This window comes from Mesorhizobium sp. P2_B11 (assembly GCF_056404855.1).
Genome location: NZ_JBFUDF010000010.1, coordinates 85,807 through 105,631 on the forward strand (window position 1 = coordinate 85,807; position 19,825 = coordinate 105,631).

Sequence of the window (19,825 nt, forward strand, 5' to 3'; positions counted from 1 at the left end):
ATTGATTAAACATGCCATCATGATCAAACCGGTACCCGACAAAATGCCCCGTCAGGAGACATCGCCCGCCGAGCAGACGCGCGCCGCACTCGTGCTGGCGGCGCTCAAACTGTTCGGACGGCAGGGTTTTGATGGCACCTCGACGCGCGAAATCGCCGCCGAGGCCAAGGCCAATATTGGCTCCATCGCCTATCATTTTGGCGGCAAGGAGGGGCTGCGCATCGCGGCCGCCGACCATATCGTCGAAACCATCCAGGCCGTTGCCGGACAGGCGATCGGTCCGGCGCAGGCGCCGGCTCCATCAACCCCTGAGGCTGCCAGGGCGCAATTGGTCGCCGCGCTGGAGCGGATGGTTGGGTTCATCGTTGCCAGTCCCGAGGCCGGCGAGATCGTACAATTCGTACTCCGCGAGCTCTCACATCCCACGGCGGCGCTCGACCGTATCTATGCCGGCGTGTTCGAGCCGACGCATCGCCGGCTCTGCCAGGTCTGGGAACAGGCGACCGGCGAGCCAGCCGAGAGCGAGGCCACCAAGCTCACCGTTTTCACCATGATCGGCCAGGTCATCTATTTCCGCATCGGCCGCGAGGCGGTGCTGCGCCGGATGGGCTGGCGCGAGATCGGCGCGGCGGAAGCCGCCAAGGTGGTTGCGGTCGCCACCAACAATCTCGAGGCCATGCTGGGCGCGCGCAAACCCGCCGCCCGCAAGGAGGGCAAGCGATGAGCTTTCTCTGTTCCCTGCCGCTCGCGGCCCAGCTGTTCGGCGCCTGCGCGCCGGCTGCGCCTCTCGCCGTCGGCTATGTCGAAGGCGACTATGTCCTGCTGGCGCCGATCGAGGTGGCGCAGGTCGAGACCGTCAGAGTCAAGCGCGGCGACCGTGTTGTAGCAGACACGCCGGTGGTGACGCTGGAAAGCGCCGACGCCAAGATTGCCGTGGCGCAAGCCGAAGCGGCGCTCGCCCAGGCGCAGGCGCAGCTGGCAGATCTGCAGGTCGGCAAAAGACCGGAAGAGATCGCCGTGCTGAAGGCCGAGGTCGACATGGCCCGCGCGCAGGCTACCGACGCCAAGCGCCGCTATGACCGCGCCGCCGACCTGTTCAAGCGCGGCACCGGCACGCAGGCCGACTACGACACCGCGTCGGCGACGCTGGAGACAGCCACTGCGCAAGTCGGCCAGGCGGAGGCAAATCTCGCCGTCGGCGGCCTGCCGGCGCGGCCCGAAACCATCAAGGCAGCCGACAACCAGGTCAAGCAGGCGCAGTCGGCACTGGAACAGGCTGAGTGGCGGCTGTCGAAGCGGGTGCTGGCCGCCCCTTCGCCCGGCCGCGTCAACGATGTCATCCGCAACCCCGGCGACACCGCCGGCCCAACGGCGCCGGTCATCTCGATTTTGCCGGACGGCGCCGTGAAGCTCAGCGTCTATATCCCGGAAAGCGCCTTCTCGTCGATCAAGGTCGGCACGCTGCTTGCCGTCCATTGCGACGGCTGCGGCGAGGGCGTGAAGGCGCGCGTCAGCTATGTCTCGCCCGATCCGGAATTCACCCCGCCGGTGATCTATTCGCTCGAGAACCGGCAGAAGCTGGTCTACCTCGTCGAAGCACGGCCCGAGGGCAATGCAGGCCCGCTGCAGCCGGGCCAGATCGTCGACGTCGAGCTGGCGGCCTCGGCTCCATGAACGCCATCGACGTCCATGGCCTGGTCAAGCGTTTTGGCGACAAGACCGTCGTCGACCATGTGACGATGACGGTGGCCGAAGGCGAGATCGTCGGCTTCCTCGGCCCGAACGGCTCCGGCAAGACGACGACCATCCGCATCATGTGCGGGCTGCTGACGCCTGACGAGGGCGAAGGCACGGTGCTGGGGTTCAACATCCGCACCGAGTCGCTCCGCATCAAGCGCGAAGTCGGCTACATGACGCAGAAATTCTCGTTCTACGAGGATCTGACGATCGGCGAGAATCTTCAATTCGTGGCGAGGCTCTACCGGCTGAAGCCGGTGGAAGAGCATGTCGCGCGAACGCTGGAAGAACTCGGCCTGACGACGCGCCGCAACCAGCTCGCCGGCACGCTGTCGGGCGGCTGGAAGCAGCGGCTGGCGCTCGCCGCCTGCATCATGCACAAGCCGAAATTGCTGCTGCTCGACGAGCCGACCGCCGGCGTCGACCCTAAGGCGCGGCGCGAATTCTGGGACGAGATCCATCGCCTCGCCAGCGGCGGGCTGACCGTGCTGGTCTCCACGCACTATATGGACGAAGCCGAGCGCTGCCACCGCATCTCCTACATCTCCTACGGCAAGATGCTGGCCACCGGCACGGTGGACGAGGTGGTCAAGAATGCCGGGCTGACCACCTTCGTGCTGCAGGGGCCGCGCCTCGACCAGGTCGCCGATGCTCTCAAGGAACGGCCGGGCGTCGACCAGGTGGCGCCATTCGGCGCGACGCTGCATGTCGTCGGCTCCGACAAGGCAAAGCTCGAGAAGGCGCTGGCCGATGTCGAGAAGGAGCACAAGGGCGTCAGCGTAAAGCCCGGCGAGACCAGTCTCGAGGATGTGTTCATCCAGTTCATGTCCGGCTCGAAGGACAATATGGCATGAACGGCATCTTCTCCTTCGCCAGGCTTGGCGCGCTGCTCATCAAGGAATTCATCCAGATGCGGCGCGACCGCATCACCTTCGCCATGATGCTGGGGGTGCCGCTGGTTCAGCTGGTGCTGTTCGGCTACGCCATCAACAACGACCCCAAGAGCCTGCCGGCCGCGCTCGTGGCGACCAGCAACGACCCTTACACCCGCGCCATTGTCGCGGCGCTGCAGACGACCGGCTATTACCGTTTCGACCATGTCGCGCAAAGCGCCGAGGAAGCCGAGTTCCTGATGGCACACGGCGACGTTACCTTCGTCGTCACCATCCCCGCCGATTTCAGCCGCCGGGTCGAACGCGGCGACAATCCGCAGATTCTGATCGAGGCCGACGCCACCGACCCGGCCGCCGCCAGCGGCGCCATCTCGACGCTAAGCACCGTCGCCAACCAGGCGCTGCTTCGGGCGCAAGGCATGCAGGAGGCGGCGACCGAGAACGCCAGGGGCCAGCTCAATGTGGTGGTGCACCGGCGCTACAACCCGGAAGGCATCTCGCAATACAACATCGTTCCCGGGCTACTCGGCGTCATCCTGCAGATGACCATGGTGATGATGACCTCGATCGCGCTGACGCGCGAGACCGAGCGCGGCACGATGGAGAACCTTTTGGCGATGCCGTCCAGTCCGCTTGAAATCATGATGGGCAAGGTGCTGCCCTACCTCGCGGTCGGCGCGGTGCAGGTGGTGGTCGTGCTGGCGGCGTCGAAGCTTTTGTTTGCCATCCCCTTCACCGGCTCGATGTCGCTGCTGCTCACGGCCGTGCTGGTGTTCGTGCTGGCGCTGGTGCTGCTCGGCTACACCATCTCGACCATCGCCCGCACGCAGATGCAGGCACTGCAGCTGACCTTCTTCTTCTTCCTGCCGTCGATCCTCTTGTCCGGCTTCATGTTCCCCTATCGCGGCATGCCGGGCTGGGCGCAGATTTTTGGCGAGATTTTCCCGCTGACGCATTTCCTGCGCATCACCCGGGCGGTGATGCTGAAGGGCGCCGAGCTGCCGGCGGTGGCGGGCGAGATCACCTGGCTGGTTGCGTTCGTGGCTTTGTTTGCCGGCGTCGCATTGGTGCGGTTCAGGCGCACGCTCGACTAGTTCTCACGGGTTGAGCGATTTTGGGCCGCTGACGAAGGGAGTGCCCCTGACATAAAATCGCAGCGGGCGGTCCGCATCCTTGGTAATGCCGATCCGGATGCCTTGGCCGATGTCGCCGGCTTGATGCCCATCTTCCGCCAGCCATAGCGGGCCTTTGCGGCAAAGATCGAGGCCATCGAGCGAACGGTCGATCCGCAATGCCTGGGCAAGCCGCCCCGGCCCTCGCGCCAGATCACGCAAACGCTCGACGCCCCGGTTCTGCTGCATAAACGGAATGCCTTCGAGCGGTTCGAGCGCCCGGATCAGCACGCCGGTGCCGGTCCCCGCCCCTTCGCTTGAAACGTTGAGCATCCAGGAGACACCATAGGCGAGATAGACATAGGCGTGGCCGGCCTCGAGAAACAGCGAGTGATTGCGCGGTGTCATGCCGCGAAAACCGTGGCCGGCAGCGTCGCCGACGACATAGGCCTCGGTCTCGACTATGCGTCCTCTGACAACGCCTTCCGGCAGCTCCCGCACCACCAGCCTGCCGATGAGGTAGCGGGCGAGGGCGGCCGTATCATCCGGCAGGTCTGCGCGGTCGAGCGGGCGGTGGCCGGTCATGCTAACGCCGTTTCAAGGTATCCGCTCGACCCATTGCGCGCGCGAAGGGCCCGGCTCGAACGGATCGCCAAAATACTGGGTCTCGCGGGCCACCTTGCCATCGAGGAACTCCATGATGCTCACCGTATAGGATGGAATCCCGTCATAGGTCAGGACATATTCGGTGATCCAGAGGTCGCCTGAGCCAGTGATCCGCCGCACCGTAAAGCGCTTCCGGTTCGGCTGCGCGGCGCGCGACGACTGGATGTTGTGCCGCCCGACAATGCGTTCGCCCGATTGCGGATAGTCGAGCACCGCGTCGTCACGGTAGATCTGATGCTCGGTCTCGAAATCATCGGCATCGGAAGCGGCCCAATGGCGATCCAGAGCTGCTCTTATCTTCTGGTCGTCCATAAAAATCTCCTTGACCCTCGGCGGGACAGGCCTTCCAGATGTCGCCGTCTCAAACACGGAAGGTCGGCGGCCGCGAGATCTCAGATGATTGATGCACAGGGGCTATTGCCGCGCAACAAGCATGATTGCGACGCTATCCGTCGGATTGCCGAAGCGGGGTATCCTGCGATTGCGCCGATACTGGACGAACTGATGGATTGGACTGCCGACAGCAATTGGCCTGTAGCCAGACCACTCGCCGATTTCCTTCTCACCTTGGGCACACCGCTGATTGATCCGATTTTGCGGGTTCTTCGAGGAACGGATGGGACTCAAAAGTGGCACTGCATCAATCTGTTCGCAAGAGAACCGCCGATCGACATTTTCCGCGGCTTGGAAGACGACCTGCGGCGACTGGCGGATCACCCAAGCGAAGACGACAAACGAGAAGAGGTTGATATCGAAGCGCGTGAGGCTTTGCTTCGTTTCGAGCGCATGAGCCGCCAGCCTAAGCCGCGGCCATGATCTCGGCATAGGTGCTGAAATCGACATTGCCGCCCGACAGCACCACGGCGACGGTTTTGCCCGACAGCTCGATCTCGCCTGACGAGAGCGCGGCCAGCGCCACGCAGCCACCGGGCTCGACCACCAGCTTGAGATGGGCCATGGCGTCGCGCATCGCCTGCGCGGCTGCCTTGTCGGAGACTGCGATGGCGCCGGCGAGGTTCTTGCGGTTGATCTCGAAAGTGATGGCGCCGGGCTCGGCGGTGAGGATGGCATCGCAGATCGAGCTGAAGCCCGGTTCGTTCGAAACCCTTTTTCCCTCGATCAGCGAGCGGCGGGTGTCGTCGAAATGCTCGGGCTCCACAGCCCACACGGCAGTGCCCGGCGAAGCATCCTTGACGGCGATCGAAATGCCGCTCGACAGGCCGCCACCGCCGCAAGGGATGGCGACCGCGTCGAGGCTGACGCCGAGCGCCTTGGCCTGGCGCATCAGTTCAAGGCCGATCGTGCCCTGTCCGGCGATGATGGCCGGATCGTCGAAGGGCGGCACCAGCACCATGCCTCTGTCCATATAGGGGCGCACCACGGTCATGCGGTCGTCGCGAAAACGATCGAACGGCACCACTTCGGCGCCCATCTTGCGGACATTGGCGATCTTCATCGCCGGCGCATCCGCCGGCATGGCGATAACCGCCTTGACGCCGAACATGGCGGCCGACGCGGCAACGCCTTGCGCATGGTTTCCGGAGGAAAAGGCGACGACGCCGCGGCCGCGCTCTTCCTCGCTCAGCGTCGACAATTTGTTGTAGGCGCCGCGGAACTTGAACGAGCCGGTGCGCTGCAGTGTCTCCGGCTTGAACAGGATACGGCCGCCGAAGCGCTTGTTGAGTTCCTCCGATTCGATCAACGGCGTTTCGACGATCAGGCCGGAGAGCCGCGCGGCGGCGGCGTGGATGTCGGCAATGCCGGGAAGCATGGTCATGGCGAAGTCCTGCGAGGGATGGAGATTAGGCGTATGGTGCACGCAAAGGCAGGCGGCGCACCAATGAAAAAATGTGACCGTTACAAAGTTTGCCGGGCATGGTTCGCGAGGAGGAGGGTCAAACTGGCCCACCGCTCCCGCCTTTATCCGCAGGGCCGTATCGGTTAAGGGCGGGGGAAGCAGAATTCCGGACCACCAGAAATGACCGCCAAATCAACCCCCCTGTTCCTCGGCATCGACACCGGCGGCACCTATACCGATGCCGTGCTGTGGTCGGAACAAGGTGGGCCAAAAGGCAAGGTGCTGGCCAAGGCCAAGGCGCTGACCACGCGCCACGATCTTGCCGTCGGCATTTCCGGCGCGGTCGATGCGGTGCTGGAAAAATCCGCCACCGACCCGACGGCGATCAAACTCGTGTCGATGTCGACGACGCTTGCCACCAATGCGCTGGTCGAAGGCCAGGGCGGGCGTGTGGCGCTGATCATGATCGGCTTTACCGAGGGCGATCTTGCCCGCGACGGGCTGAAGACGGCGCTCGGCACCGATCCGGTGGTGTTTTGCTCCGGCGGCCACGATGTCCACGGCAATGCGGCCAAGCTCGATCTGTCGGGATTGGAAGCGGCACTCCCCGAGCTCGGCGCCTCGGTGTCGGGCTTTGCCGTCTGCGCCTATTTCGCTACCCGCAACCCGGCGCATGAGCTCGCCGCCCGCGACCTCATCCGTGAAAAGACCGGCCTGCCGGTCACCGCCAGCCATGAATTGTCGGCAAAACTCGGTGGCCCGCGACGCGCGCTCACCACGTTGCTCAACGCCCGGCTGATCTCGATGATCGACCGGCTGGTGGCGGCGACCGAAGGGTTTCTGGAAGCTCGCAACATCGCCGCACCCCTGATGGTGGTGCGTGGCGACGGTGCGCTGGTCTCGGCCGCGTTCGCCCGCCAGCGTCCGATCGAGACCATTTTGTCCGGCCCGGCCGCCAGCCTGGTCGGCGCCCGCCATATGACCGGCCTGGACAACGCCATGGTGTCGGACATTGGCGGCACCACCACCGACGTTGCCGTGCTCGATGGCGGCCGGCCCCGGCTCGATCCCGAAGGCGCCACTGTCGGCGGCTTCCGCACCATGGTCGAGGCGGTGGCGATGCGCACCTTCGGCCTCGGCGGCGATTCCGAAGTGGCGTTGGAAGATGGCGCGCTCAACCCAAAGATCCTGCTCGGCCCACGCCGTCTGGTGCCGCTGGCGCTGGCCGGCATGATGCATGGTGTTGCCGTGACGTCGGAGCTTGAACGTCAACTGCGCGCGCCAAACCCCGGCCGCATGGATGGCCGCTTTGCGCTGCGCACCGGCGTGCCGGACCGGCTCGCCGCTGGCCTGACCGCGCCTGAAGCCAAACTCTATGAGCAGATCGGTGCTGTGCCGCTCGCCATCGACAGGCTGCTGGCGTCGAACGCCCAGAACGCCACGTTGAACCGGCTGGTCTCGCGCGGCCTCGTGCACATCTCCGGCTTCACCCCGTCGGATGCTGCCCATGTGCTGGGCAAGCAGGCCAATTGGGATGCGGCGACTGCCCGGCTCGGCGCCGAGCTGTTTGCCCGCAAGCGCGATGGCCGCGGCCAGAACATTGCCGCCTCGCCGGAAGTGATCTCCGAACGCGTGCTGCTGACGCTGACGCGCTGGTCGGCCGAGTATATCCTGGAGACCGCCTTTGCCGAGGACGGGCTGGATGGCGCCGCCACCGTCGCGCATGCGCTGGTGCAGCGCGCCGTCGATGCCCACCCCGGCATCGCACGCCTCAGCGTCGCGCTCGACCGCCCCGTCATCGGCCTCGGCGCCTCGGCCCCGCTGCACTATGCCGGCCTGGCCGAACTGGTCGGCAATGAGTGCGTGGTGCCGGAAGACACCGATGTCGCCAACGCGCTCGGCGCCGTCGTCGGCCAGGTCCGCGTCTCGGCCGAAGCCCGCGTCAGCCAGCCCAAGGAAGGCCTGTTTCGCCTCGCGTCGGGGCAGACGGTGCGTGATTTCACCGACGAGGCGAAGGCGATCGCTGCGGCGGAAGCGGATGTGCGGGCGATTGTGGCGGAGCGGGCAAAGGATGCTGGCACGGACAATGCCGAGATCGAGGTCGCGACGGAGTTCAAGGTCTCGACCGTCGAGAGCCAGCGCATGTTCATCGAGGCGCATGTGGTGGCGGTGGCGTCGGGAAGGCCGAGGATTGCGGTTTAAGCGCCTCCGAAGCGAACATCGCGCGGACCGCCTTCAAGCTGGCCGATGGTACTGACGATTTCGACGCCGGCTTCATCATTTATGATAGTCGCAAAGTGCGTGGACATAGGTCTAACTCTCTTGAGGTAACAAGGACGGTGTTCTTGCTGCGCGGCTCAAATCGAGAGAGGGACCGGCCAGCCTGTTCCGCTATGCAGAAATGTGCTTTCTTGGCTTCAAATTGGGAGAGAACAATGAAGTTGAGCCTTGCGTTTTCTGCTTTCACCGCAGGACTATGCTTCGCAATATCGACCGCCTCAGCCGGACAAGGAGAGCAGAACAACATCAATTGGTTGGCAGGCAAAGACGACGCTTATTTGAAGAAGGTCGCCATCATGGCGGGTGATCTGAACGGCGTATTTGAAAGATGTCGGTTAAGACCGAACGAGGATGGAAAAGCGATCATAACTGTTCCAGTCCTTTTGTACGACGGGATGGATAAGCATATGATGCCCGATCGGCCCAAGTTCCAGAGGGCCATCCACGCCTATGAGAGAGCTTTCGCGATGGCGGTTCAGAGGGCGGGAAATTGTAAAGCCGAGAAGGCCAGGCACCCAAACCTCTATCGGTAGGGCAGCCGGGATATAGCTTCTTCCGGGGCTGGGGTGGCGATCTTGCCCCTCATCGCTCCGGCTGATGACTGTGAAGCAGCAACCTCACATAAAGCCGCGCCCATCTGGCTGCCGCCGTTCGTCACTCGAAAAGCCAGGCAATTGGCTTTTCGTCCGCTACGCGGACTATTCCTCACCTCCCCGTAGAACGGGGAGAAGGACGCTGCCGCCGCCGCCTTCGCCATCAGCCAAAATCCCCGCCTTCACCCTAAGCTGAATTGACCCTTCACCCCTGACATGCCAAAGGCCGCAAAGCCTTTCATCTGGAGAAGCCCTGATGACCGATCGCGTCGAGATCGCCGGATTGCGGATTGCCCGCGAGTTGCACGACTTCGTAGTCAACGAAGCGCTGCCGGGCACCGGCATTGCGGCCGACGCTTTCTGGACCGGCTTGTCGGCCATCGTGCATGATCTCGCTCCTAAAAACCGGGCGCTGCTGGCCAAACGCGATGCAATGCAGGAGAAGATCGACGCTTGGTACCGCGCCAATGGCGCGCCCATCGATATGGAGGCCTACAAAAATTTCCTGAAGGAAATCGGCTATCTCGTGCCGGAAGGCCCGTCCTTCTCCGTCTCGACCGACAATGTCGACCCTGAAATCGCAATCGTCGCCGGGCCGCAGCTGGTCGTGCCGGTGATGAATGCGCGCTATGCGCTCAACGCCGCCAATGCGCGCTGGGGTTCGCTCTACGATGCGCTCTACGGCACCGATGCCATTGCCGAGACCGGCGGGGCCGAAAAGGGCAAAAGCTTCAACCCCGTGCGCGGCGCCAAGGTGGTTGCATGGGCGAAGAGCTTCCTCGATGACTCGGTGCAGCTGACGTCGGGCAAATGGGCTGGCGTCAACGGGCTCACGGTCCAGGGCTCCATCTTGCGGCTCAGCGCCGGCGCCGGCGGCACCACGCTGGCCAACCCGAAACAGTTTGCCGGCTATCGAGGCGATGCCGCCAACCCGGAAGCCATCCTGCTGACCCAGAACGGCCTGCACATCGAAATCCTGATCGACCGCGCCAACCAGATCGGCCGCACCGATCCGGCCGGCATTGCCGACATCGTGCTGGAATCGGCGCTGACCACCATCCAGGACTGCGAGGATTCGGTTGCGGCCGTGGATGCCGAGGACAAGGTTGTCGTCTACCGCAACTGGCTCGGCCTGATGAAAGGCGACCTCGCCGAGGAAATCAGCAAGGGCGGCAAGAGCTTTGTCCGCAAACTTAACCCGGACCGCGCCTGGACGGCGCCCAATGGCGGCGCGCTCGCCCTGCCCGGCCGCTCGTTGATGCTGGTGCGCAATGTCGGTCATCTCATGACCAATCCGGCAATTCTCGACCGTGACGGCAACGAGGTGCCGGAAGGCATCATGGACGCGGCGCTGACGGCGCTGATCGCCCTGCACGATGTCGGTGCCAACGGACGGCGGATGAATTCCCGCGCCGGCTCGATGTATGTGGTCAAGCCCAAGATGCATGGCCCCGAAGAGGTCGCCTTCGCGGTGGAAATTTTCGACCGCGTCGAGGCGCTGCTCGGCATGGCCAGAAACACCATCAAGATGGGCATCATGGACGAGGAGCGGCGCACCACCGTCAATCTCAAGGAGGCCATCCGCGCGGCGAAGGAGCGCGTCGTGTTCATCAACACCGGCTTCCTCGACCGTACCGGCGACGAAATCCACACCTCGATGGAAGCCGGCCCGATGATCCGCAAGGGCGACATGAAGCAGGCGGCCTGGATTTCCGCCTACGAGGCGTGGAATGTCGATACGGGCTTGGAATGCGGGCTGGCGGGCCACGCCCAGATCGGCAAGGGCATGTGGGCGATGCCGGACCTGATGGCTGCGATGCTGGACCAGAAGATCGCCCATCCCAAGGCCGGCGCCAACACCGCCTGGGTGCCGTCGCCGACGGCCGCGACGCTGCACGCCACCCACTATCACAAGGTCGATGTTCATGCCGTCCAGGCGGCGCTGAAGAGCCGGCCGAAGGCCAAGCTCGATGATATACTGTCGGTGCCGGTGGCGGTGCGGCCGAACTGGACGCCGGACGAGATCCAGCGCGAGCTCGACAACAATGCGCAAGGCATTCTGGGTTATGTCGTGCGCTGGATCGACCAGGGCGTCGGCTGCTCGAAAGTGCCCGACATCAACGATGTCGGCCTGATGGAAGATCGCGCCACGCTGCGCATCTCCTCGCAGCACATCGCCAACTGGCTGCACCACAAGGTCTGTTCGCAGATTCAGGTGATGGATTCGCTGCGCCGCATGGCGGCAATCGTCGACCTGCAGAATGTCGGCGACCAGCTCTACCGGCCGATGGCCGCCGATTTCGACAATTCCATCGCCTTCCAGGCCGCCTGCGACCTGGTGTTCAAAGGCCGCGAACAGCCGAATGGCTATACCGAGCCGGTGCTGCATGCACGGCGGCTGGAGCTGAAGGCGAAAGAGCGGGCCTGATCCGGCGGCGGAAAGGCGTCGGCTGAGGCGTATGCAACTCCGCGACCGCACGCGCGTGCAGACGCTGCCCCTAGTGCCTGCAATCACTAATTTAGCCGGCAGCGTGACCGTTTTGATACAGGTTTCGCAAGGATTTGGGTGTATTTGCCAAGACATTGACCAGTTGACGGTCGAGTCGGGGGACATTCATGCGACTTTTTTCAGGGATCTTGCTGGTTGCCGGCATGACTGTGACCGGGGCCAGTGCAGCGGATGTCGTTGAGCCGGTAGCCTCCACATATTCTTGGACCGGCTTTTACATCGGCGCGAATGCGGGTGGCGCCTTTGGCAATATCGACGGCAATTTCATAGGCATTACCGGATCGGCCGATATCAGCGACTTCACCGGCGGCGTTCTGGTTGGCGCCAACTACCAATACGGTCAGTGGGTTCTTGGTGTCGAAGGTGATATCAATTACCTGGGGTTCAAGGAAGAGTTCGCACCCGGCTTTGGCGGCGGTGGCCTTGGCGCGCAAGCGAGCCTGGATGCGTTTGGAACGATCCGCGGCCGCGTCGGCTACGCTTTTGATCGGTTCCTTCCTTATGTCACAGCCGGCGTTGCGATGGGCAATGTGAAGATCGATGAGCATGTCTTCAGCGAAACCGAAACCAAGTTCCAGACCGGATATGCGGTCGGCGGCGGTGCGGAATATGCTTTCAACAACAATTGGACCGTTCGCGCGGAATATCTATACGTCGACCTTGGCAAGAAGGATTTCGGGTTCGATCCCATCGATCCGTACAACGTGAAGACGGATTTCAGCGTCGTTCGCGCAGCCTTCGCCTACAAGTTCTGACTTTCGGCAAAGCCAGGCACCATCAGCCCGCGCGATAAAGCCAGGCTGAGCGCCGTTACGCCGCCTGCGCTACCCGCTCGGACATCATGCGATAGGAAATTGCTTCGGCCAGATGGATGCGGCCGACGGTTTCGCTGGCGTCGAGGTCGGCCAGCGTGCGTGCCACTTTCAGCACGCGGTGATAGGCGCGGGCGGAAAAGCCTAGCTTTTCGCTGGCGTCTTTCAGCAGCGAGAGGCCGGCTGCATCCGGCACGGCGATGTCTTCGATGATCGAGGGCGAGCAATGCGCATTGGTCGTCGCGCTGGTGACGCCGAGCCGCTCGAAGCGTTCGCGCTGGATGGTCCGGGCACGCGCCACGCGCTGGGCGACAGCAGCACTTTTCTCCGCCCGGTCCGGGCGGATCAGATCGGCGGCCGAGACCGCCGGCACTTCGATCCTGAGGTCGATGCGGTCGAGCAGCGGGCCGGAGATGCGCGCCTGGTAGTCGGTGCGACAGCGCTCGCCGCGCAGGCAGCGATAGCCGGGTTCGCCGGCCATGCCGCAGCGGCACGGGTTCATCGCCGCCACCAGCTGGATGCGCGCCGGATAGGTGACGCGGTGGTTGGCGCGCGCAATCATGCAGTCGCCGGTCTCCAGCGGCTGGCGCAGCGCATCCAACGTCTGCGGCGAGAATTCGGGGAACTCGTCGAGGAACAGTACGCCGTGATGAGCGAGCGAGACCTCGCCCGGCCGCACCCGCAAGCCGCCGCCGACCATCGCCGCCATCGAGGCCGAATGGTGCGGGGCGCGGAACGGCCGCCGGTCGGTTAGCTTGCCTTCGCCGAGCTCGCCCGCCACCGAGGCTATCATCGAGACTTCCAAGAGTTCCTTGGGCGCCAGCGGCGGCAGGATCGACGGCAGCCTTTGCGCCAGCATCGACTTTCCCGAGCCTGGAGGCCCGACCATCAGCAAATTGTGGCCGCCGGCCGCGGCCACTTCCAACGCCCGCTTTGCGCTCTCCTGGCCCTTGATGTCTGAGAGGTCGGGCAGATCGCGCGCCGAGACATGGATGCCTGGCTCCGGCCGCGACAACACCTGCGTGCCGCGAAAATGATTGGCGATGGCAATCAGGCTGCGCGGCGCAAGAATGTCGAAATCCTTGCCCGCCCAGGCCGCTTCCGGCCCGCAGCCGAACGGGCAGATCAGGCCCTTGCCCTCGGCATTGGCGCCGATCGCCGCCGGCAGCGCTCCGGCGACCGCGGCAATGGTGCCGTCGAGCGACAATTCGCCGAGCACGACATAGGAGGCCAGCATGTCGCCCGGGATGGCGCCCAGCGCCGCCATCAGGCCGAGCGCGATCGGCAGGTCGTAGTGGCTGCCTTCCTTGGGCAAATCGGCCGGAGCGAGATTGACCGTCACCTTCTTCGACGGCATCGACAGGCCCGAGGCATGGAGCGCCGCCTGCACCCGCTCGCGGCTTTCGGCCACCGCCTTGTCGGCCAGGCCGACGATCTGCATGCCGACCTTGCCCGGCGCGATCATCACCTGGACATCGACCGGCACGGCCTCGATGCCCTGGAAAGCAACCGTGCGAACCCGCGCCACCATTTTGCTCTGCCCCCGGATACCGGTTCGCTCAGGTCCTTGTGGTTCAGGCCGCGAGCGATGTCAGGACAAGACAACCATAGATTTCAGGCCAAGGCAAGAACATTACAGGAACATGTGTTGGCGGCACGCGGTATCGCTTCGCGCGGAGATATCGCAGTGTTCACCCGCCGCGGCGCTCGGCATCGCTCGTGGAAACAGCGGCGATGATGCTGCCAAACGATATTCGCCTGGAGGCATAGCGACCAGGGAATCGGAAATGGATATACCTCTCGCCACCGCGCGTCTCGGCGCTTTCCAATCTCCAGGTTCGATCCAAGAATGATTTCCATCCCCGACCTTGAGGGCCCGCTTTCCTCGAAAGCGCCAGCGACGCTTGCCGACGAGGCCGAGCAGATCGGTCTTGATGTCTTCGGCGTCAGCGCGCAAGCCCAGGTGCTGACTGCCGAGCGCGACATGAATTTCCTGCTGACCACGCCGGACGGTGCGAAATATGTCTTGAAGATATCAAATCCCGCGGAAGAGCCTGCCGTCACCAATCTCCAGACGAGCGCGCTGCTTCATCTCGAGGCAACGCGGCCAAGCCTTCGCGTTCCACGCATCGTGCCGGCGCTGGACGGCAGCGTCGAGCCACCGATCGCGCTGCGGGAAGGCCGCACCAGCGTGGTTCGGCTGCTGAGCTACCTCTCGGGCGCGCCGCTCCATGCGCTACCCAGAACGCGCGGCGTGCGGCAAAATCTGGGAACCCTGCTCGCCGAGCTCGATATCGGGCTTCAGAACTTCTCCCATCCCGCGCAGAGCCACAGCCTGCCGTGGAACAGCATGGATCTGCCAAGGCTGGAGCCGCTGCTCGGCACAGTCGAGGATGAGGCCCTGCGCGGCTTGGCCGAGCGCGCCATCCGCGACTTCGCCGATGTCGTTGCGCCGGAAATTCCCGGCCTGCGAGCGCAAATCATCTACAACGACCTCAATTTCTACAATGTGCTGATGGACCAGACCAACAATGAGGCGGTGGCCGGCCTCATCGATTTCGGCGACATCATCCACGCGCCGCTCGTCAATGACGTCGCGGTCGCGGCCAGTTACCATTTCTCCGACGCCAGAGGCTCGCTGCTTCCGCTGGAGGAGTTCATTGCGAGCTATCACCGGCGGCTGAAGCTCACCGATGCCGAGATCGCGCTGGTGCCCTTTCTCGTCGCCTCGCGCATGGCCACGACCGTGCTGGTCGCGTCGTGGCGGGCGAGTTCGCATCCCGACAACAAGGACTATATCCTGCGCAACAGGCCCAACGCCCAGGCGGGGTTGTCGGCGCTGCTCGGCCAGTCGAGGGATGAGAAACGCGCCTGGATCAACGGCGTCTGTGGAAAGGCATGACATGAGCAGCGCGCGCGATACCAGCATGGCCAACGCCTTCATTCCCGGAAGCTCGCCGCTCCCGCAGACCATGCAGGCGCTGGTCGAAAGGCGTGAACGCGTCCTCGGCACCGCCTATCGGCTGATGTACCAGGAGCCGATCCATGTTTCGCGCGGCGAGGGCGCCTGGCTGTTTTCGCCCGAAGGCGAGAAATATCTCGATGCCTATAACAACGTATCTTCGCTCGGCCATTCCCATCCTGCCGTGGCGCAGGCGATAGCCCGGCAAGCCTCGGTTCTCGCCACCCACACGCGCTACCTCCAGGATGAGATCCTCGACTATTCCGAGCGGCTCTTGGCGACGTTTCCGCCGGCCATCGACAATGTCATGTTCACCTGCTCCGGCAGCGAAGCCAACGACCTGGCCTACAGGATCGCGAAATACCAGACCGGCGGCACCGGGGTGATCGTCACCGAGACGGCCTATCACGGGATAACCGACGCAGTGTCGCAGTTCTCGCCGTCACTGGGTCCGAACGTGCCGCTCGGCGCGCATGTCTTCAAGGTTCCGGCGTCCGACAATTATCGCCTTGGCGCGGAAGCCGCCGCCATCGTCCTGAACGGCGTCGATGTGGCGCTGGATGCGATGGCCGCGCGCGGCATCAAGCCGGCGGCGCTCATCGTCGATTCCATATTCACCAGCGACGGCATATTCGCCGAGCCGCGCAATTTCCTCGCCGCGGCGGCGCACAAGATACGCGCGGCCGGCGGTCTCTACATCGCCGATGAGGTCCAGTCGGGCTTTGGCCGCACCGGCACGCACATGTGGGGCTTCGAGCGCCACAATGTGCTCCCCGATCTGGTCACCATGGGCAAGCCGATGGGCAATGGCTTCCCGGTTGCCGGCATTGCCGCGCAATCCCAAATCATTCGCGAGTTCGGCCTTAACGCACGTTACTTCAACACTTTCGGCGGCAACGCCGTCGCCTGCGCGGCCGCCATGGCGGTTCTGGAGACGATCCAATCCGAAAGGCTGATGGATAATGCCCGCCAGATGGGTGATGCGCTTCGGTTGCGGCTGGCGGCACTCAGCGCCCGCTATCCTCAAATCGGCGACGTGCGCGGCGCCGGCCTGATGATCGGCGTCGAAATCGTCGCTGCCGATCGCGCGCCCGACAAAACGGAGACGACGCGACTGGTAAACGGCATGCGCAAGCGCGGCGTCCTGATCAGCTCATGCGGCGCCGGCCACAATGTGTTGAAGATCCGCCCGCCGCTGATATTCCAGCCGGAGCATGTCGATATTTTTGTGGCGGCATTCGAGGCCATTCTCAGCCGATCCGAGACCGCCGGACCGCTTTGATCACGCGCGGTCTTCAATAACGAAGCGGTATGAATCCGTAAGGCCTGCGGAAGGCAAGCAGGGAGGCGGCGGCTGCTGAAACTAGGGTCAGACCGTTCGGCGCAGGCTCTTGACGGCCCAACTGTTACTGGGCTGCTGGGAGATCGCTGGGAATCGATTTGCTGATGAACTGGCCGCTACAAATCTGCTCAATAACCCGTGGTCGGTCCATGCGGGGTGCGTCTGCAGGCTTATAACCGAAGGGGACGATCGGCAGGTCAACCCTGCAATAGGGCGTTGTGAACTTGGCTCCAGACCCGGTTGTCCATTCCTCGTCGCGGCACCTGGTATGAGCCTTGATCGTCTCGGGGAAAACAATTCCGACATAGACGTCGCGTCCATAACGAGCGACGAAGTCTTCTATAGAAATCTGGTAAATGCCTGTGTTGGAGAAGCCATAGACCTCGATGGTACCCTCTACCGGCCTTCCGCGAACCGTTCGTTGGATATCAAAGGTAATTGTAGCGGATCGATCAGAGATCCCGCCGTGCTCTGTCGCATACTGAATGCGGACGACACGTCCGAAGAAAACACTGTCAGCCCGGCCCCGTTGATCGGCGCTCAACGAACGTTGGATTACGCATGCACTGGCAGTCTCGCACTGCAAGATGGCAAGGACGATGACAAGAAGAGCTGCTCTCATCTGGTAGCCTACCAACCGCTTGCGCCCATCAACACGCCAAATCGTCGTAGGGCGATGCTTATTTCCGCTTTGCTTCCACCGCATCCCAGAACAGGCCAGCGATATCGGCGCCGCCGAACCGCGCCACTTCGCGCACGCCGGTTGGCGAGGTCACGTTGATCTCGGTCATGTAGTCGCCGATCACGTCGATGCCGACGAGGATGAAGCCGCGTTCCTTCAGCGATGGCCCGATGCGGGCGCAGATCTCGCGTTCGCGTTCCGTCAGCTCGGTCTTTTCGGCGCGGCCGCCGACATGCATGTTGGAGCGCGAATCGTGGTCGGCCGGCACGCGGTTGATGGCCCCGACCGCCTCGCCGTCGATCAGGATGATGCGTTTGTCGCCCTTGCGCACGTCCTTCAGATAGCGCTGCACGATGTAAGGCTCACGCGACAGCTGGGCGAACATTTCGAGCAGCGAGGCGAGGTTGCGGTCGTCCTCCTTGAGATGGAAGATGCCGGCGCCGCCATTACCGTAGAGCGGCTTGACGATGATGTCGCCGAACTCTTTTCGGAAAGCAGCAACCTCCGTCGGATCCTTGGTGATCAACGTCTCCGGCATCAGGTCCGGGAATTCGGTGACGAAGATCTTTTCCGGGCTGTTGCGCACCCAGGCCGGGTCGTTGACGACCAGCGTCTTCGGGTGAATGCGCTCTAGGATGTGCGTGGTGGTGATGTACTTCATGTCGAAGGGCGGATCCTGGCGCAGCAGGATCACGTCCATCTCCGAGAGATCGGTGCGCACCTTCTCTCCCAGCGAAAAATGATTGCCCTTCTCGTCCCGGAGCTTCATCTCCTCGATGCGGGCAAACACCTTGCCGCCCAGCATCGACAGCCGGTCGGGCGTGTAGTGGAACAATTGATGGCCGCGCCGCTGCGCCTCCAGAGACAGCGCAAACGACGTGTCGCCGGCGATCGAGACGGTGGAGACATGGTCCATCTGGACGGCGATTTTCAGCGGCATTTTCAGTCTCCGGCGCGGTCGACGACAGCCGATATAAGGAACTCGGCGCCTTCTGCCAATCGTGCTTGGTTGGCCCAGGCCCTCAGCGGTCGAAGACGAGCCGGGAGTAACCGAGGAAGGACAGCGCCATGGCCACCAGCGAGGCAATCGCAAGTGCCGCCAGCGGCGGCATTGCCGGCAGCGCGAACAGGATGGCGCAGTAGGCGAGATAGTTGACGATGCTGGTGGCGATGCCGACGCCGCCATAGCGTGCACCTTCCTGCGCCACGCCTCGGCTCGACGGCGAGAAGGTCAGGTGACGGTTGATCTGCCAGGTGACGCAGAGCGCAAAGCCGATCGACAGCACGCGGGCGACGAAAGGCCCGAGCGGCGTCACCGCCAAAAGCAGCCAGAGCGCGGCGGCATCGGCGACGAAGCCAACGCCACCGGCCAGGACAAAACGGGCGATCCGGCTCACGGCCTCATGCGGCCCGGGGCGTCTTGCCCGGTTCGGCCTTCGCGGTTTCACTGCTACGCTCGCGCCGTTCGACCCGGCCCGACGGCACCGAGAGATAGAAGATGCGCTTCTGCTCGGCGCGTCCGCGCGAGACCGAATCGAGGATCAGTCCGGTCACCATCGCAAGCATCGACAACAGCAGCAGGCCGACCGACAGCACCCAGGTCGGCATACGAGGCACCAGGCCGGTCTGGGCGAATTCGATCAGAACCGGCGTCATCAGGGTCAGGCTCGACGCCAGGAAGAAAATCGCAAAGGCGCCGAAGAAGCGCAGCGGCTGCGTCTCCTTCATCAGCATAGCGAACATCCACAGGATCCTGGCGCCGTCGCGATAGGTCGACAGCTTCGACGACGATCCCTCCGGCCGGCGGCCATAGTCGAGCGCGATCTCGCTCACCGGCAGCTTGAGCTGCGAGGCATGCACCGACATTTCGGTCTCGATCTCGAAGCCGCCGGAAACGGCGGGAAAGCTCTTGACGAAACGCCGCGAGAAGACGCGGTAGCCGGAGAAGATGTCGGTGAAGTCGGTGCCGAACAGCCGCTTGTAGAGGCTGTTGAAGATGCGGTTGCCGAAGGCATGGCCGGAGCGGCCGGCATCGTAGGTGACGCCGCGCCTGGTGCCCACCACCATGTCGCAGCGCTCGGTCAGCAGGATGTTGATCAGCTGCGGCGCATCTTCCGGCGCATAGGTGCCGTCGCCATCGGCCATCAGATAGATATCGGCATCGATGTCGGCGAACATGCGCCGCACGACATTGCCCTTGCCCTGGCGCGGCTCGCGGATGACGATGGCGCCGGCCGCGCGGGCCTTCAGTGCCGTCAGGTCGCGCGAATTGTTGTCATAGACATAGATCGTGGCCGACGGCAGCGTCTCTCGAAACCCACGCACCACCTCGGCGATGGTCAGTTCCTCATTGTAGCAGGGCAGCAGCACGGCAATGGCCGGCTCGTGGCGGACTTCGTGCGGCATTTCCGTCTCCCGATGCCCGGCGGAGCCTCCGGC

General features: G+C 63.7%; 19 protein-coding genes. 11 read left to right on the forward strand and 8 right to left on the reverse strand.

What is annotated here, in order from left to right; genetic code table 11:
• Nucleotides 1-19 precede the first annotated feature (19 nt).
• Genes AC1DYJ_RS28335 through AC1DYJ_RS28350 form a run of 4 tightly spaced genes read left to right on the forward strand, consistent with a single transcriptional unit; the run spans nucleotide 20 to nucleotide 3,724 of the window.
• Nucleotides 20-724 carry a DUF1956 domain-containing protein gene (locus tag AC1DYJ_RS28335; RefSeq protein ID WP_477287144.1) on the forward strand — a complete coding sequence of 235 codons (705 nt, stop codon included), beginning with the start codon at nucleotides 20-22 and terminating at the stop codon, nucleotides 722-724.
• Nucleotides 721-1,674: an HlyD family secretion protein gene (locus AC1DYJ_RS28340; RefSeq protein ID WP_477287146.1), complete on the forward strand. Its 954-nt coding sequence runs from the start codon at nucleotides 721-723 to the stop codon at nucleotides 1,672-1,674. The genes AC1DYJ_RS28335 and AC1DYJ_RS28340 overlap by 4 nt, the downstream gene beginning before the upstream one ends.
• Complete coding sequence (locus AC1DYJ_RS28345; protein WP_477287148.1) at nucleotides 1,671-2,591, forward strand: ABC transporter ATP-binding protein; 921 nt, start codon at nucleotides 1,671-1,673, stop codon at nucleotides 2,589-2,591. The genes AC1DYJ_RS28340 and AC1DYJ_RS28345 overlap by 4 nt, the downstream gene beginning before the upstream one ends.
• Nucleotides 2,588-3,724, forward strand: coding sequence for an ABC transporter permease (locus tag AC1DYJ_RS28350; RefSeq protein ID WP_477287150.1), 1,137 nt, complete (start codon nucleotides 2,588-2,590; stop codon nucleotides 3,722-3,724). The genes AC1DYJ_RS28345 and AC1DYJ_RS28350 overlap by 4 nt, the downstream gene beginning before the upstream one ends.
• Before the next feature lie 3 nt (nucleotides 3,725-3,727).
• Here AC1DYJ_RS28350 and AC1DYJ_RS28355 read toward each other — a convergent pair whose 3' ends face one another.
• Complete coding sequence (locus AC1DYJ_RS28355; protein WP_477287152.1) at nucleotides 3,728-4,327, reverse strand: DNA-3-methyladenine glycosylase; 600 nt, start codon at nucleotides 4,325-4,327, stop codon at nucleotides 3,728-3,730.
• Between the two features lie 12 nt (nucleotides 4,328-4,339).
• Entirely contained in the window at nucleotides 4,340-4,720 is a 381-nt protein-coding gene (locus tag AC1DYJ_RS28360; protein ID WP_477287154.1) for a nuclear transport factor 2 family protein, read from the reverse strand.
• A gap of 84 nt (nucleotides 4,721-4,804) precedes the next feature.
• Between AC1DYJ_RS28360 and AC1DYJ_RS28365 the strand changes: the two genes are divergently transcribed.
• Entirely contained in the window at nucleotides 4,805-5,224 is a 420-nt protein-coding gene (locus AC1DYJ_RS28365; RefSeq protein ID WP_477287156.1) for a DUF5071 domain-containing protein, read from the forward strand.
• Here AC1DYJ_RS28365 and AC1DYJ_RS28370 read toward each other — a convergent pair.
• On the reverse strand, nucleotides 5,208-6,185 hold the full coding sequence (locus tag AC1DYJ_RS28370; RefSeq protein ID WP_477287158.1) for a threonine ammonia-lyase: 978 nt from the start codon (nucleotides 6,183-6,185) through the stop codon (nucleotides 5,208-5,210). The genes AC1DYJ_RS28365 and AC1DYJ_RS28370 overlap by 17 nt on opposite strands.
• A 201-nt stretch (nucleotides 6,186-6,386) precedes the next feature.
• Between AC1DYJ_RS28370 and AC1DYJ_RS28375 the strand changes: the two genes are divergently transcribed.
• From AC1DYJ_RS28375 to AC1DYJ_RS28390, 4 genes are all read left to right on the forward strand, one after another.
• Nucleotides 6,387-8,408 carry a hydantoinase/oxoprolinase N-terminal domain-containing protein gene (locus tag AC1DYJ_RS28375; RefSeq protein WP_477287160.1) on the forward strand — a complete coding sequence of 674 codons (2,022 nt, stop codon included), beginning with the start codon at nucleotides 6,387-6,389 and terminating at the stop codon, nucleotides 8,406-8,408.
• A 233-nt stretch (nucleotides 8,409-8,641) separates the two neighbouring features.
• Entirely contained in the window at nucleotides 8,642-9,019 is a 378-nt protein-coding gene (locus AC1DYJ_RS28380; protein ID WP_477287162.1) for a hypothetical protein, read from the forward strand.
• A gap of 316 nt (nucleotides 9,020-9,335) precedes the next feature.
• On the forward strand, nucleotides 9,336-11,507 hold the full coding sequence (locus AC1DYJ_RS28385) for a malate synthase G (protein ID WP_477287164.1): 2,172 nt from the start codon (nucleotides 9,336-9,338) through the stop codon (nucleotides 11,505-11,507).
• A gap of 188 nt (nucleotides 11,508-11,695) precedes the next feature.
• Nucleotides 11,696-12,343 (forward strand): outer membrane protein, encoded by a 648-nt coding sequence (locus tag AC1DYJ_RS28390; protein ID WP_477287166.1) that lies wholly within the window; start codon nucleotides 11,696-11,698, stop codon nucleotides 12,341-12,343.
• A 55-nt stretch (nucleotides 12,344-12,398) separates the two neighbouring features.
• Here AC1DYJ_RS28390 and AC1DYJ_RS28395 read toward each other — a convergent pair whose 3' ends face one another.
• Nucleotides 12,399-13,931 carry a YifB family Mg chelatase-like AAA ATPase gene (locus AC1DYJ_RS28395; protein ID WP_477287168.1) on the reverse strand — a complete coding sequence of 511 codons (1,533 nt, stop codon included), beginning with the start codon at nucleotides 13,929-13,931 and terminating at the stop codon, nucleotides 12,399-12,401.
• Between the two features lie 318 nt (nucleotides 13,932-14,249).
• On the opposite strand from AC1DYJ_RS28395, the gene AC1DYJ_RS28400 reads away from it, so the two are divergent.
• Both AC1DYJ_RS28400 and AC1DYJ_RS28405 read left to right on the forward strand, forming a co-directional pair.
• Nucleotides 14,250-15,302 carry a phosphotransferase gene (locus tag AC1DYJ_RS28400; protein ID WP_477287169.1) on the forward strand — a complete coding sequence of 351 codons (1,053 nt, stop codon included), beginning with the start codon at nucleotides 14,250-14,252 and terminating at the stop codon, nucleotides 15,300-15,302.
• 1 nt (nucleotide 15,303) lies between these two features.
• On the forward strand, nucleotides 15,304-16,644 hold the full coding sequence (locus tag AC1DYJ_RS28405) for an aspartate aminotransferase family protein (protein ID WP_477287171.1): 1,341 nt from the start codon (nucleotides 15,304-15,306) through the stop codon (nucleotides 16,642-16,644).
• A gap of 124 nt (nucleotides 16,645-16,768) precedes the next feature.
• On the opposite strand, the gene AC1DYJ_RS28410 is transcribed toward AC1DYJ_RS28405, so the two are convergent.
• The 4 genes from AC1DYJ_RS28410 to AC1DYJ_RS28425 all read right to left on the reverse strand — a co-directional run bounded on the left by AC1DYJ_RS28410 (nucleotide 16,769) and on the right by AC1DYJ_RS28425 (nucleotide 19,792).
• Nucleotides 16,769-17,326, reverse strand: a complete 558-nt coding sequence (locus tag AC1DYJ_RS28410) for a hypothetical protein (protein ID WP_477287173.1) — start codon at nucleotides 17,324-17,326, stop codon at nucleotides 16,769-16,771.
• A gap of 58 nt (nucleotides 17,327-17,384) precedes the next feature.
• On the reverse strand, nucleotides 17,385-18,326 hold the full coding sequence (gshB, locus tag AC1DYJ_RS28415; RefSeq protein WP_477287175.1) for a glutathione synthase: 942 nt from the start codon (nucleotides 18,324-18,326) through the stop codon (nucleotides 17,385-17,387).
• An 82-nt stretch (nucleotides 18,327-18,408) separates the two neighbouring features.
• Nucleotides 18,409-18,783 carry a GtrA family protein gene (locus AC1DYJ_RS28420; RefSeq protein WP_477287177.1) on the reverse strand — a complete coding sequence of 125 codons (375 nt, stop codon included), beginning with the start codon at nucleotides 18,781-18,783 and terminating at the stop codon, nucleotides 18,409-18,411.
• A 4-nt stretch (nucleotides 18,784-18,787) separates the two neighbouring features.
• A complete protein-coding gene (locus AC1DYJ_RS28425) occupies nucleotides 18,788-19,792 on the reverse strand; it encodes a glycosyltransferase (RefSeq protein ID WP_477287179.1) in 1,005 nt (334 codons plus the stop codon).
• Between the last annotated feature and the right edge of the window lie 33 nt (nucleotides 19,793-19,825).